This is a genomic window from Pectobacterium araliae (assembly GCF_037076465.1).
GTDB classification, from domain to species: Bacteria; Pseudomonadota; Gammaproteobacteria; order Enterobacterales; family Enterobacteriaceae; genus Pectobacterium; species Pectobacterium araliae.
Window position 1 is genome coordinate 2,486,266 of record NZ_AP028908.1, and the last position, 14,915, is coordinate 2,501,180.

10 protein-coding genes are annotated in these 14,915 nt (G+C 51.5%); 9 read left to right on the top strand and 1 reads right to left on the bottom strand.

The features are described 5' to 3' along the window. The first annotated feature begins 111 nt into the window (after positions 1 to 111). From chaA to AACH44_RS11255, 9 genes are all read left to right on the top strand, one after another. On the top strand, positions 112 to 1,206 hold the full coding sequence (gene chaA / locus AACH44_RS11215) for a sodium-potassium/proton antiporter ChaA (protein ID WP_261848646.1): 1,095 nt from the start codon (positions 112 to 114) through the stop codon (positions 1,204 to 1,206). Positions 1,207 to 1,369: 163 nt separating this feature from the next. Then, positions 1,370 to 3,073: a C4-dicarboxylic acid transporter DauA gene (gene dauA / locus AACH44_RS11220; RefSeq protein WP_261848647.1), complete on the top strand. Its 1,704-nt coding sequence runs from the start codon at positions 1,370 to 1,372 to the stop codon at positions 3,071 to 3,073. Positions 3,074 to 3,252: 179 nt separating this feature from the next. Beyond that, positions 3,253 to 3,975 carry a dihydromonapterin reductase gene (gene folM, locus AACH44_RS11225; RefSeq protein WP_261848648.1) on the top strand — a complete coding sequence of 241 codons (723 nt, stop codon included), beginning with the start codon at positions 3,253 to 3,255 and terminating at the stop codon, positions 3,973 to 3,975. A gap of 209 nt (positions 3,976 to 4,184) precedes the next feature. Beyond that, entirely contained in the window at positions 4,185 to 4,922 is a 738-nt protein-coding gene (gene rstA / locus AACH44_RS11230) for a two-component system response regulator RstA (RefSeq protein WP_261848649.1), read from the top strand. Then, on the top strand, positions 4,919 to 6,232 hold the full coding sequence (gene rstB / locus AACH44_RS11235; protein ID WP_261848650.1) for a two-component system sensor histidine kinase RstB: 1,314 nt from the start codon (positions 4,919 to 4,921) through the stop codon (positions 6,230 to 6,232). Before rstA ends, rstB begins: the two co-directional genes overlap by 4 nt. Positions 6,233 to 6,411: 179 nt before the next feature. Next, complete coding sequence (gene asr / locus AACH44_RS11240; RefSeq protein ID WP_261848651.1) at positions 6,412 to 6,828, top strand: acid resistance repetitive basic protein Asr; 417 nt, start codon at positions 6,412 to 6,414, stop codon at positions 6,826 to 6,828. A gap of 405 nt (positions 6,829 to 7,233) precedes the next feature. Then, positions 7,234 to 7,530, top strand: coding sequence for a type 1 fimbrial protein (locus AACH44_RS11245; RefSeq protein WP_261848652.1), 297 nt, complete (start codon positions 7,234 to 7,236; stop codon positions 7,528 to 7,530). A 247-nt stretch (positions 7,531 to 7,777) separates the two neighbouring features. Further along, on the top strand, positions 7,778 to 8,593 hold the full coding sequence (locus AACH44_RS11250; protein WP_261848653.1) for a trypsin-like serine peptidase: 816 nt from the start codon (positions 7,778 to 7,780) through the stop codon (positions 8,591 to 8,593). Between the two features lie 504 nt (positions 8,594 to 9,097). Beyond that, complete coding sequence (locus tag AACH44_RS11255) at positions 9,098 to 10,876, top strand: sensor domain-containing phosphodiesterase (RefSeq protein WP_261848654.1); 1,779 nt, start codon at positions 9,098 to 9,100, stop codon at positions 10,874 to 10,876. 82 nt (positions 10,877 to 10,958) lie between these two features. Here AACH44_RS11255 and hrpA read toward each other — a convergent pair whose 3' ends face one another. Then, entirely contained in the window at positions 10,959 to 14,846 is a 3,888-nt protein-coding gene (hrpA, locus tag AACH44_RS11260) for an ATP-dependent RNA helicase HrpA (protein WP_261848655.1), read from the bottom strand. Positions 14,847 to 14,915 lie beyond the last annotated feature (69 nt).

Consider the following 14,915-nt stretch of genomic DNA (forward strand, 5'->3'; position numbering starts at 1 on the left):
CGCTTAATAAATTGCTTTATGCCCCGAGTCATGCGAGTTATCCGTGCCTAGCTTGAAGTATGACAGGGATATTTTGCCGCATCATTCCTCTGGATAAGGAGAACACCCACAATGAAGTCTCATGCTGAGGTGGCCAAAACTCGCCATCATGAATACTCACTCATTTTTCCTGTTATTGCGTTGGCCGTACTCTACATGTGGGGCAGTTCACAAAATTTTGTCACTATTCTTGGTATCAATGCCGTCGCGTTAGCCGGTATTCTTTTCAGTGCATTTAGCGTAGTACGCCATGCTGACGTGCTCGCACATCGCTTGGGTGAACCTTACGGTTCATTGATTCTCAGCCTGTCCGTCGTGATTCTTGAAGTCAGCCTAATTTCGGCGCTGATGGCCACGGGCGACGCGGGTCCGGACCTGATGCGAGATACACTCTATTCCATCATCGTGATCGTCACTGGCGGCCTGGTGGGCTTTGCCCTCTTGCTCGGTGGCCGTAAATTCGCCACACAGTATGTCAACCTCAGTGGCATCAAACAGTATCTAATGGCGATATTCCCCTTGGCGGTGATTGTGCTGGTTTTCCCCAGCGCCTTACCCAACGGTAACTTCAGCGTAGCGCAATCGCTGATTATTGCTGCCATTTCTGCGGCGATGTACGGCGTTTTTCTGTTGATTCAAACGCGTACGCACCAAAGTCTGTTTGTCTATGAACATGAAGACGAAGGCGACGATCCACATCACGGTAAACCGTCCGCACACAGTTCGCTGTGGCACACCGGCTGGCTTCTGGTCCATCTGATTGCCGTTATTGCCGTGACCAAGACTAATTCAATGCCGCTGGAAACGCTGCTGACCGACATGAACGCACCGACACAGTTTACGGGTTTTCTGGTCGCACTATTAATTCTCTCACCTGAAGGGCTGGGAGCTATCCGTGCTGTCCTGAAAAATCAGGTACAGCGCGCCATGAACCTGTTCTTTGGTTCCGTATTGGCGACGATCTCACTGACAGTGCCTACCGTCACGATCATCGCGATGATAACGGGTCGCACGCTGAACTTCGGCCTGGATATACCGCATATCGTCGTGATGCTGTCTGTGTTGGTGCTGTGCCACATTACGTTCTCCACAGGGAGAACGAACGTATTGAGCGGCAGTGCGCATTTAGCACTCTTTGCCGCCTATCTGATCACCATCACGCTATAACCTCTCAGTTGACGCGGTTTTCGCCGCGTCAGCCTCACCAAACTGCACTTATCTTGATGTATCTCTGGATCTTCTGAGCGTCTCCAGCGTATCGTAAGGCTGTCGTCGACGGACCGGCAGGCCCGCCATGTTGATTTACTTCCTTACTTTGGTTTCTGCTTAGATGAAAACGCACGGAATTAACGGCGTCAGGCCGTTCAGCGCGCTGATTGACGCGTGCTGGCGCGAAAAATATACGCTACAACGTTTTATCCACGACATTATCGCTGGCGTTACCGTCGGCATCATCGCCATTCCGTTGGCGATGGCGCTGGCGATTGCCAGCGGCGTTCCCCCGCAGTACGGGTTATATACCTCGGCGATTGCCGGGATCGTCATTGCGGTCAGCGGCGGTTCACGCTACAGCGTATCGGGCCCGACAGCCGCTTTTGTCGTCATTCTCTATCCGGTGTCACAGCAGTTTGGATTATCCGGCCTACTGGTCGCCACCTTGCTTTCCGGCGTATTTCTACTGCTGATGGGGCTCTGCCGCTTCGGCCGACTGATTGAATATATTCCGCTCTCCGTAACGCTGGGGTTTACCTCAGGGATCGCCATCACCATCGGTACGATGCAAATCAAGGATTTCTTCGGCTTGCAGATGGCCGTAGTCCCCGAGCATTACGTCGAAAAAGTATCGGCACTCGCGCAATCACTGCCAACCTTCCATCTTGCCGATACGTTGATCGGCGCAACAACGCTGTTGGTTCTTATTGTGTGGCCCAGACTCGGTATCCGCTTACCCGGTCACTTGCCTGCACTGCTGGCAGGCGTCGCGGTGATGGGAATCATGTCGCTACTGGGTGAAAATGTGGCCACCATTGGTTCCCGCTTTAGCTACATGCTGGCGGATGGTTCGCAAGGGCAAGGTATTCCGCCCATTCTGCCGCAACTCATTTTACCGTGGGACATCCCGTCGCCGGATGGAAAGACGATGACGCTGGATTGGCAGAGCATTTCCGCTCTGCTGCCTGCCGCATTCTCGATGGCGATGCTGGGGGCAATTGAGTCACTGCTGTGCGCCGTCGTGTTGGACGGGATGACGGGCAAAAAACACAATTCTAATGCAGAGCTGGTGGGACAGGGTTTCGGTAATATCATTGCGCCATTCTTTGGCGGGATCACGGCGACCGCCGCGATTGCACGCTCTGCTGCCAACGTGCGTGCGGGGGCAAACTCGCCAATTTCCGCCGTGATCCACGCGCTGTTAGTGTTGTTGGCATTATTGATACTCGCGCCGTGGTTGTCTTATCTGCCGTTAGCCGCGATGGCATCACTATTGCTGATCGTCGCCTGGAATATGAGCGAAGCGCACAAGGTGGTGGATTTGCTACGTCACGGGCCAAAAGACGACATTATCGTGATGCTGCTCTGTATGTCGTTGACTGTGTTATTCGATATGGTGATCGCGATTACCGTCGGCATTGTGCTGGCATCGTTGCTCTTCATGCGACGCATCGCACAAATGACCCGACTGAGCGAATTGCCGGACACAAAAATACCCGATCATCTGGTGTTGCGCGTTAACGGTCCGTTGTTTTTCGCCGCAGCAGAACGTATCTTCAACGAGTTAACCTTGCGCAGCGAAGGCTATCAAAATATCATTTTGCAGTGGGATGCAGTGCCAGTGCTGGATGCTGGCGGGCTCAATGCGTTCCTGCGCTTTAGCGAAATGCTGCCCGAAGGCAAGCAACTTATCGTCACCGACATTCCCTTCCAGCCGCTAAAAACGCTGGCGCGGGCAAAAGTCCACCCGATTGAGGGACGACTGAGCTTCTACGGTTCATTGGCGCAGGCCATTGAGGCGACGACGCCCCCTTCTGCGTAGCAGAGAGGCCACGGGATATGTGGGTTCAGGGGATGTTTCCATCGTCCCCTTCTCTTTTTCGCCAATGATTTGCTACGCTCACCCTTGCCGGGTATAAAACCATACTCGGCAAGGTCGTTAATTCAGGTATATTGTCACGGTTCGCCCCCCTTTAACTAGCGTGTTGAGGAGACCTCATCGTGACAACGTTTTCTTCTGCTCCCGTGTTAATTACCGGCGGCGCGCGGCGTATTGGGCTGGCGCTGGCGCGTTCGTTTCTGGCACAGTCGACCCCGGTCATCATCAGCTACCGCACACCTTACCCCGAACTAGAGACGCTACGGCAAGACGGCGCAATTTGCCTGGCCGCTGATTTTTCCACCACGGAAAATATCTATGCGTTTGCGGAGCACGTTCAATCGCTTACGCCGCAGCTACGCGCCATTATTCACAACGCCAGCAGTTGGGCACCAGAAAAGCCCGGCACGCCATTAGAGCAGACACTGAGCGATATGCTGCAAATTCATGTTTATGCCCCCTATTTACTCAACCAACTGCTGGAACCTTGCCTGCGCGGGCAAGGTATTGCGGGAGCGGATATTATTCACCTGACAGATTACGTGGTAGAAAAAGGCAGCGAGAAACATATCGCTTATGCTGCCAGCAAAGCCGCGTTGGATAACATGACGCGATCATTTTCCCGCAAGCTGGCACCGGACGTGAAAGTAAACGCCATCGCCCCCAGTTTAATCCTGTTTCAGGAACAGGATGACAACGACTATCGCCAGCAGGCGCTGGAAAAATCCTTGATGAAAATTGCGCCCGGCGAAGAGGAAATAGTCCAACTAGTGGACTATTTGTTCAAGAGCCGCTATGTCACTGGGAAGACGCTGGGTGTTGATGGCGGGCGGGCCTTACGTTAAAGCCCCGCGACGTTCCCAGTGGAATAATCGATAATTATGGCGTGATCGTTCTCGATAAACAGCAAGAATCGCCTAAAAAAACACGCACCGCAGCTTATCTAATTTTGTAAAATAAACAAATAGTTAACACCCATTTACGCTTCGCTTCTCGTTTATCTTCTCCCATCAGGCTATGCTATCAACAGAGAGATAGGGATAACGTAGATACCATGCATAAGATTGTTTTTATAGAAGATGATACCGAGGTGGGAAAATTGATCGCGGCCTACCTCGGCAAGCATGACATTGATGTTCAGGTTGAAGCTCGCGGCGATCAGGCTCAAGCCTTCATTGAACAGCAGCAGCCCGACCTTGTGCTGCTGGACATTATGCTACCCGGCAAAGACGGGATGACCATCTGTCGGGAGTTGCGACCACAGTACAGTGGCCCGATTGTGCTGCTGACATCGCTGGACAGCGATATGAATCATATTCTGGCACTGGAAATGGGTGCCGATGATTACATTCTGAAAACCACGCCACCCGCCGTCTTGCTCGCCCGCCTGCGCCTGCATTTGCGGCAATATGCCACCGCGCCACAGCCTGTGGCAGAAAATACCGCGCCCGCAGCGTTGCAGGTGCATAAATCACTGCACTTCGGCCTGCTCTGTATCGACCCGGTCAACCGGGAAGTGACATTAGGACAAGAGCACATCGTGTTATCCACCGCAGATTTCGATCTCCTCTGGCAGTTGGCGACCCATGCTGGCCACATTATGGATCGGGATGCATTGCTGAAAAATCTGCGCGGCGTGACCTACGACGGCATGGATCGCAGTATTGATGTGGCAATTTCCCGCCTGCGTAAAAAACTATACGACAACCCGCTGGAGCCATTTCGTATCAAAACCGTGCGTAACAAAGGCTATCTGTTTGCCCCCAATACCTGGGAGAGCGTGACGCTATGAGAAAACTGTTCGTCCAGTTTTTTCTCTTGCTGTTCGCCTGCTTTGTCGTCATGACACTACTGGTCGGGCTGGTCTATAAAGTCACCGCTGAACGTGCCGGGCGTCAGTCCATGGACGACCTAATGAAAAGTTCGCTGTACCTCATTCGCAATGAGCTACGCGCGATCCCTCCCCGCGAGTGGCATAAAACCATCAGCCAGCTCGACTTAAACCTCTCGTTCAAGTTGCATATCGAACCCGTGAGCAAATATACGCTCAGCGCCAAGAATCGGCAGCGTCTGAATCAGGGGGAGATTATCGCGCTGGATGACGAGTACACATTCATCCAACGTATCCCCCGGAGCCACTACGTTCTCGCCGTCGGCCCTATTCCTTATTTGTTCTTCCTGCACGAAATGCGGCTGCTGGATTTGCTGCTGGTGATGCTGATCGGGCTGTCGCTAGCGTTGCCGGTTTTCTTGTGGATGCGGCCACATTGGCAAGCCATGCTAAAACTGGAAAATGCCGCGCAGCGTTTAGGGAATGGTCATCTGGAGGAACGTATTCACTTTGATAGCACGTCAAGCCTGTTTCGGCTCGGCGTCGCCTTCAACCGGATGGCTGATAACCTGAACCAACTCATCAACAGTAAAAAGCAATTGATTGACAATATCGCGCATGAACTGCGTACACCGCTGGTCAGGCTGCGCTATCGTCTGGCGATGAGCGACAACCTGACGGAAGACGAGCAGCAGGCATTAAATCGAGACATTGGTCAACTTGAAGCGCTGATTGACGAACTGCTGACGTATGCCAGGCTCGATCGCCCACAGGTCACGCTGCATCTTGCTGATATTGATATTCCTTCATGGTTACAGGCAAAAGTTGACGATTTTCGTCTTATTCATCCTGACAAACAGATTTCACTGGAAATGCCCCTTTCGGCACAAATTGGTGCGCTTGATTTACGCCTGATGGAACGAGTCCTGAATAACCTGATCGGCAATGGGTTACGCTTCTGCCACCGCCAACTGCGTATCAGCCTGACGTCCGATGCCGCACATATCGCCTGTCTGCAAGTCGAAGATGACGGACCGGGTATTGCACCAGAAAGCCGCGAAAGCATTTTTGAGCCGTTTATTCGTCTGGAAGCGGGGATCGAGAACAGCAGCGGTGGATGTGGGCTCGGATTAGCGATTGTTCATGCCATCGCGCGGGCTTACGAAGGCAGCATTACCGTGGATGAAAGCGCGCTCGGCGGTGCCCGTTTCCGTTTTTGCTGGCCGGTAAAAACCGCGACAACACAGGCCGCCATCGCCATTCAGCCTTAACACCAAAACCGCGGTGCTTCCGCTGTCTTTCAATTGGTTCTTCGCTTTCCCCCGGCTTGTACATTAAGTTACACGCCGAAACCAATCACTCACTGAAGCCCCCCGCTGTTTCTTCTATTCTCTTTTCACCGGCCCAACCGAGGGCTACGAAACGTGAATGAGATAACGAGGAAATGATGATGAATAAAGTATTAGTGATGATCGCAGGTGCAGCTCTGGGTCTGTCCTCTGTCGCATTTGCTGCGGATACCGTCACCAGCGCACCAACTCAACCTTCTGTGGCGGCCACCACCTCAGCTCCAGCTAAAGCAGTGCACCATAAAAAGCAGGTGAAGAAAGCGAAGCCAGCAGCTGAACAGAAAGCGCAAGCAGCCAAGAAACAGGTGAAGAAAGCAAAATCCGCTCCTGCACAGAAAGCGCAGGCGGCCAAGAAACATGTGAAAAAAGCGAAACCCGCTCCTGCACAGAAAGCACAAGCGGCTAAGAAACATGTGAAGAAAGCAAAATCCGCTCCTGCACAGAAAGCACAAGCGGCTAAGAAACACGTGAAGAAAGCGAAAACGGTAAAACCCGCTGATACCACGCCAGCGGCGTAATTGACCAGTCCGGTTTAACTCTCGCCACGAAAAGCCGCTGTAGAGTCATCATCAAACACCCGGTTCCCCGGGTGTTTATTTCATGGGGGAAAGGGAACATGATGCGACGCTACTCATTCGAAATTATGCTATCCCTCGTTCTACTCTGTGGAATGATCACTCTGAGTTTTTTTCTCTAGTTATCAACATTTCTCAGCCACACCGCTACCTACGCATTCTCGCGATGAGTAAACACCTCAACCTATCCGCCAAACACGGCCACCCGAAGATAGGCGTAATAATCTGATTTAAAAATAACTATTTAATAATCTCTCGGATTGCTAAACCAAGGTTTAGGCACAGTAAAGTTTTATCACGCGATGCCGTTTATATCATTACACACCAGGCAACACCGAGATAATCATAATGATAAAAATCCTGCAACCATCAGCCCTATTGCTCTGCATGATGGCTGCCACACCATATACCTTCGCCTCATCATCTTCATCGACAGGTATCATTCGCTTTGTGGGTGCCATCGTCGAACCCGTCTGCGATGTTACCGCACTGTCAAGCAATGTGACCGTCAGTTGCGCACGACAAGGGGAAGTGCAAACGCTGCAAGTTAAAAACGGTTTGCATACGTTGCCACAAGGCATCGGTTCTGTGAGTTCAAAGAACCTGAGTTCACAGGTACGTATCGTGACGGTGAGTTACGAATAAAACCGATGAAACGAAAGCGCTCACCACAATGCTTCGTTTATGCTGGTTCAAGGGCGCGATGCCACGCAAGATCGCGGCGCCGCACTCATCACATAGCGAACAGGGCTAATCATCCATAAAATAGACACCTTTTACACTCGATAACATTTTAATTTCCCGCGCCACACCAACAATTACATCTATAGTTAAGGCAACACGCTATATTTAGCGCCTCAGAATGACGTTCATCATAAGGTCCATTGACGACATGCGCCTATCAGCCTGGTTGCTATGTTCATTATCCTTCATTGCCCCATTAAGTTGGGCTGAATCAGTATCAACAGACGCCGCAACACAGCAAAAAATTTTATTTTTTAACCACGACGATCGGGATATCGTTCCCGACACGACAGTCTGGCCATGGCAAGCCATTGGGCAATTGGAAACCGCCAGTGGCAATCTCTGTACCGCTACGCTTATTTCCCCCCATTTGGCGCTGACAGCGGGGCATTGCGTGGTTACGCCTCCGGCCGGCGAAATAGATAAACCCATCGCGCTGCGCTTTCTCGCGACAAAAAATGGATGGCGTTATGAAACAACGGAAATTGAAGCGCTGGCGAATAAAACGCTCGCCAAAAAATTGAAAGCTGACGGCGAGGGATGGATCGTTCCGCCGTCAGCCGCACCGCTGGATTACGCCCTGATTCGGCTAAAGCAAACACCGCCAGGAATTCGCCCGCTTCCCCTATGGCAAGGTAGCCGTCAGGCATTAATGCAGGCATTGCGAGACAGCGGTCAGCACGTCACACAAGCGGGTTACCCAGAGGATCACCAGGACACACTTTATCGTCATCAGGATTGCTTAATCACCGGTTGGGTTCAAGCTGCCGTTCTGGCACATCAGTGCGATACGCTGCCTGGCGATAGCGGTTCCCCGCTCATGTTAAACTCAGCGACAGGTTGGGTGTTGATGGGAATCCAAAGCTCAGCCCCCGACGCCAGTGAACGCGATCGGGCCGATAATCGTGCGGTTTCCGTTACTGCCATTCGCCAACAGTTAGAAACGCTGGCAAAACAGCGCTAACGTCCATGGCGTAAAGGCCTCCGTCAGGGGAAACACGATTCAGGATACCGTCTGACACCGTCATTTCCCCGCCTGCTTTATGGTATAAAAAATATCTGTTCTATTCTTATCAGAGTAAATAAGAGAAGCTAACGCACATGGGGTTTGAAAGTATGACGGGAATATCATCCATATTGTTGTGATCCACAGCAGGCATGACAATTATCAACATTCTATTTTTACCCCATGGAAAATGTCTTTTTTATAATTAGATTATTATTTATTCGCAGAGCACGTCCTCAGTTAACACGCTCATTCCCCGTTCAATCCATTGAAAAAAATCAAAAATTTATACTGTGCACTAGGCGTCGAAAACAGCGATTAAGTCAAATAATCCTTAGGATCTTAACTGAAAGATAAAAGTGGTATAATAAGTTACCTCAACTTTTAACCTCTATGTTATTGTGTCGCCGTTAAATTAAATTGATGTCGTCGCGATTATTATTGCGGAAAGGAAGAGTTTACATGTTAAAACATTTGAACCACGATGAAAAAAAACGCATGCAGACTCTCGACGAATTACAGAAATCCGATATATCTCAAGATGATATTCTTCATAAACTCACGAAACTCGCCTGCGAACTGCTCGAAACCCCGACAGCGCTTGTGACGCTCACTGGCACTCATTCTCTACATATTAAAGCAAAAAACCATTTTCCTCTGGATGATATGGATAAAATCGGTTCTTTTGATCATTTCATCGTACAAACAGGACAACATTTCGTCTGCCCCGATGCCACTCAAGACAACCGCTTTAACGATAGTCCCTATGTAACCGGAAAGCCTTTTATCCGTTTCTATGCTGGCGTTCCACTTAAGACTAAAGAAGGCTATTCCATCGGTACGTTCTGCGTCATTGATTATGTTCCGCGCACGTTCAGTAAGATTCAACTGCGTTTACTGCATGACTTAGCCGCGATTGCCTTGGTTTTAATCGAATACCGTAACGCGATTGGGCTGATTGATGGCGTCACCCTATTACCCAACCGCCAGCGTCTGATTGACGACATTAGCCACATTACCGACATTCACGAACGCTACCTGCTTATCCTGATTGATACTATCGATATTTCTTACGCCTATGAAATGGGATGTGCGCTAGGTATGCCGACCGTAGAAGGCCTACTAAAAGATATCGGCACCTTCCTGCGTCTCAGTTTAAGTTCATCAGATAGCCTTTACTGTGCAGCCGTGGGCCGATTCGCTCTGCTAGTGAAGGCAGATAAAAAAGCACAGATTCTGGCAGAGCTCGATGCCTGCGCAGAGCGGATTCATGAAAGCATCGCCAGCCATATCCCGCTTAAACTGGAATTTTTCGTCGGGTACACTGAATTCCAGGTTCCGACCAGCGAACCGCAACGTATTTTGCGTGAATCCATGAGTGCCCTACGCGTCGCCATAACCAAAAACATTCGCCAGTTCGCTTATGAACCCGAGGCCGATAAAGCCCAACAAATCGCGTTTACCCTGCTCAATGAGTTAGCCGACGTGGTACAGAATAATAAGCCGGGTCTTTATTTGGTGTACCAGCCGAAGTTGAGTATTAAAACCAATACCGTTATTGGTGCCGAAGCGCTGATTCGCTGGCGTCATCCCGAACTGGGCGAAATTTACCCCGACCAGTTTATTCCGCTCGCGGAAGGAACGACATTGATGCGCCCATTAACTGACTGGGTTACCCGACAGGCAGCAAGCCAGGTGAAACAGTGGCGTCAAGAGGGAGTAAACTTCCCGGTATCAATAAATGTCTCTGCCAGAAATTTTTCTGAGAATGACTTCATCCCACGTCTTGTCGCCATTCTGGACAGCCACGGACTCACTCCTCAGGATATTGACATCGAGTGTGTCGAAACGCAGAAAATCATTGAAAGTGCGGAAACACTCGCCACCATCCAAACGCTGAAACAGATGGGGTTTACGATCGCTCTCGATGATTTTGGCACGGGGTATAGCAACTTAAGCTACCTGCGCAATATCCCCTCGACGGTGATAAAGTTAGATAAGTCACTGATTAAAGATATAAAAACTGACCGTAAAAGCCGCGTCATTGTGCAATCTATTATCAGCATGTTGCACAAACTGGATTATATCGTGCTGGCTGAAGGCGTGGAGAATAAGGAAACGCTCGAACACCTGGCTCGTTTTGGCTGTGATGAAGTACAAGGTTATTATTTTTCCCGACCGATCCTACCAGAAGCCTTCATTACCTGGATGGATGAGTACGCCTCACGCACGTCAGAATAGCATCATCCGTACTAATAACATCGCCGCCAAAGCAAGATGTTGCAGTCGGCAGCCAATGCCGCCGACCTGCACACCAGAGACATTACCCTTCCACCTGCTCCATCGCCTGTAATACGCGCTTATCCGAGATCGGGAATGGTGTCCCTAGCTGTTGAGCAAAGTAACTGACGCGCAGTTCCTCAAGCATCCAGCGCACCGCTTTCACATCATCATCGTCGCGTCGCTCCGCAGGCAATTTATTCGACCACTGCTGCCATGCCTGTTGAACCAGTTCAACTTTCAACATTTGCGCTCTGTCACGGTGGACATCCTGCGCCAATTTCTCCAGACGGCGCTCTATCGCATGCAGATAACGCAACACATCCGGCAGACGTTGCCAACCGTTTTGGGTCACAAAACCACGGAACACTAAACCGCTCATTTGGTTCTTGATATCACTTAATGCCAGTGCCATCGCCATGTCTACACGCCCTTTCAGACGCTTGTTGATGGCGAAGACCGCCGTTAAGATTTGCTCAACCTGCTTGGCGATCTCTACCACCGTTTCGTTCAACTCTGCGCGTACTTTTTCATGCAACTGCTGGAAAGCGTCTTCCTGCCAGACCGGACCGCCTGATGACTCAATCAGTTTGTCTACCGCACAGGCGATACAATCATCGATGAGATCCAGCACTTTGCCGTACGGATTGAAATAGAGACCGAGCTTTGCCTTGTTTGGTAATTTTTCATGCAAATATTTGATCGGCGATGGAATATTCAGCAGTAACAGACGGCGTAACCCGTGCCGCATAACCTGTTGCTGCTGGTGTGGCGTATCAAATAAGCGAATCGCCACGCTATCTTTTTCATCCACTAATGCAGGATAAGCTTTGACAGAGTAGCCGCCTCGTTTCTGCTCATAACAATCCGGCAGCGCACCGAAGCTCCAGACGTGCAGACCGTGCTGCTCCAAACCATCATCCACCACGGATGACAGCGTTTGCTGGACTTTATCCTTGAGCTGATCTTTCAGCGCGTTGAGGTCTTTACCTTCGCGCTGCGTACGATTCTTGTCATCGATGACACGGAACGTGATTTTCAGATGATCGGGCACCTGATCCCACTGCCACGCCTCACGCGGCACCGTCACACCCGTCATCAACCGCAGTTCTCGTTCCAGCGCATCCAATAACCCTTTCTCTAAGGGCGTGGTACGCGCCAGAAACGCCTCGGCATAGTTCGGCGCAGGGACAAAGTTACGGCGTAACGGCTTGGGCAACGATTTAATCAGCGCAATCGTCAGTTCGCGTCGCACGCCGGGAATCTGCCATTCAAAGCCCTCTTCACGTACCTGATTGAGAATAGGCAGCGGAATGTGCACCGTTACGCCATCCGCATCCGCGCCCGGTTCAAACTGATAGGACAAGCGTAATTTCAGGCTGCCCTGATGCCAGAAATTCGGGTAATCCAGCGCACTCACCTTCTCCGCGCCGTCTTTGATCAACATGCTCTTTTCAAAATTAAGCAGGTCGGCGTTATCCCGGCTGGCCGTTTTCCACCATGTATCAAAATGACGTGACGACACTACATCGTGCGGCAAGCGCTGGTCATAGAAAGCGAACAGTGTTTCGTCATCCACCAAAATGTCGCGGCGGCGTGATTTATGTTCTAAATCTTCCACCTCCGCTAACAGTTTGAGGTTGGCGCGGAAAAAAGCGTGATGCGTTTGCCAATCGCCTTCCACCAGCGCGTGGCGGATGAACATCTCTCGTGCCAGCGTCGGATCGATTTGGCTGTAATTCACCTTGCGTGCCGCGACAATCGGCAGCCCGAAGAGCGTCACCTTCTCCTGCGCCATCACCGTGCCCTGCGCTTTCTCCCAGTGAGGATCGCTGTAGCTCCGCTTAATCAGGTGCTGAGCCAGCGGCTCGATCCATTCGGGTTCAATACGCGCGGCAATGCGTCCCCACAGGCGGCTGGTTTCCACCAGTTCAGCCACCATCGTCCATTTTGGCGGTTTTTTGAATAACCCAGAGCCAGGGAAAATCGCAAACCGGGCGTTACGCGCACCGCTGAATTCTTGTTTCTCAATATCTTTCTGTCCGATATGCGACAACAAGCCAGTGAGCAACGAGCAGTGAATGCTCAGATAATCGGCCGGTTCACTGTTGACCGGCAGCCCTAATTCTTTCACTACCTGACGCAGCTGCGTGTAGATATCCTGCCATTCACGCACGCGCAGGTAGTTAAGAAAATCGGTACGACACTGACGGCGGAATTGGCTGGAAGACAGCGCCTTCTGCTGTTCACGCAGATAGTCCCACAGATTGACGAAGGCCAGAAAATCAGAGTCTTTATCGGCAAAGCGACGATGTTTTTCATCCGACGCCTGCTTCTTATCCATCGGCCTTTCACGCGGGTCCTGAATCGACAGCGCGGCAGTGATCACCATCACCTCACGCACACAGCCGGTTTTACGCGCTTCCAGCACCATTCGCGCCAAACGTGGATCGATCGGCAATTGCGCCAGCTGTTGCCCCTGCGGCGTCAGGCGATAATGTCCATTCTCCGCCAGATTAATTGCGCCTAACTCTTCCAGCAACCGCACGCCGTCCTGAATATTGCGCTTATCCGGTGCTTCAACAAACGGGAACGCGGCGATATCACCTAGCCCCAACGACGTCATTTGCAAAATAACGGAAGCCAGATTGGTGCGAAGAATTTCGGGATCGGTAAATTCAGGTCGAGACAGGAAATCCTGTTCGGAATAGAGGCGGATACACACCCCAGCGGCGACACGGCCACAGCGTCCTTTACGCTGATTCGCCGACGCCTGAGAGACAGGTTCAATCGGCAAGCGCTGTACCTTGGTGCGGAAGCTATAGCGGCTGATACGCGCCGTACCTGGATCGATCACGTAACGAATCCCTGGGACGGTGAGTGAGGTTTCCGCCACGTTGGTCGCCAGCACAATGCGGCGCCCATGGTGTGACTGAAAGACGCGGTTCTGTTCCTGATTCGACAAACGGGCATACAACGGCAAAATTTCGGTATGCGGCAAATCCAGACGGGTCAGCGCCTCTGCGGTATCGCGGATTTCACGTTCGCCGCTCATGAAGACCAGAATATCACCCGGCCCTTCGCGCGTCAGTTCATCGACCGCATCAAAAATGGCCTGTAGCTGATCGCGCTCGCTGTCGTCAGCGTCTTCCACCACCGGACGGTAACGGACATCTACCGGATACGTCCTGCCGGACACTTCGATGATCGGTGCATTATTAAAGTGGCGAGAGAAACGCTGCGGATCGATGGTTGCCGACGTAATAATTACTTTTAAATCAGGGCGTTTTGGCAACAGCTGTCGCAAATAACCCATGATAAAATCGATATTCAGGCTGCGCTCGTGCGCCTCATCGATAATCAGCGTGTCGTACTGCATCAACAGGCGATCCTGCTGAATTTCTGCCAGCAGAATACCGTCGGTCATCAGTTTGACCAGCGTATTGTCACCGACCTGATCGTTAAACCGGACCTTATAACCCACGCTGCCACCCAGTGGCGTTTCCAGCTCGGCAGCAATGCGGTCAGCAACGGTTCTGGCTGCCAGACGACGCGGCTGCGTGTGACCGATCAGGCCGTGCACGCCGCGCCCCAGTTCGAGACAGATTTTCGGCAGTTGCGTGGTCTTACCCGATCCCGTTTCACCTGCGACGATAATCACCTGATGATGACGCAGCGCCTCCAGTATCTCGTCTTTTTTCTGGCTAACAGGAAGCTGTTCAGGATAGTGAATCGCCGGACAGCTTGCCCGCCGATTCTCGACTTTCTGGCGCGCCGCAACAATTTCCCCCTCAATTTCCTGAGCGATCGCCGCCTGAGCTTGCGGGCTGCTGACCTTCGCCGCGCCCTGCAAACGGCGGCGCAGACGTTGCCGATCGCGAAGCATTAGCTCACTTAACTGCGTAGATAATGCACTGAGAGGTGATTTCACGTTGCTCTTCCTTAATCGTTTCTCTAATTCTTCTCTGCCGGGACGAGACTCGCCGCCGAATCTGGCTCG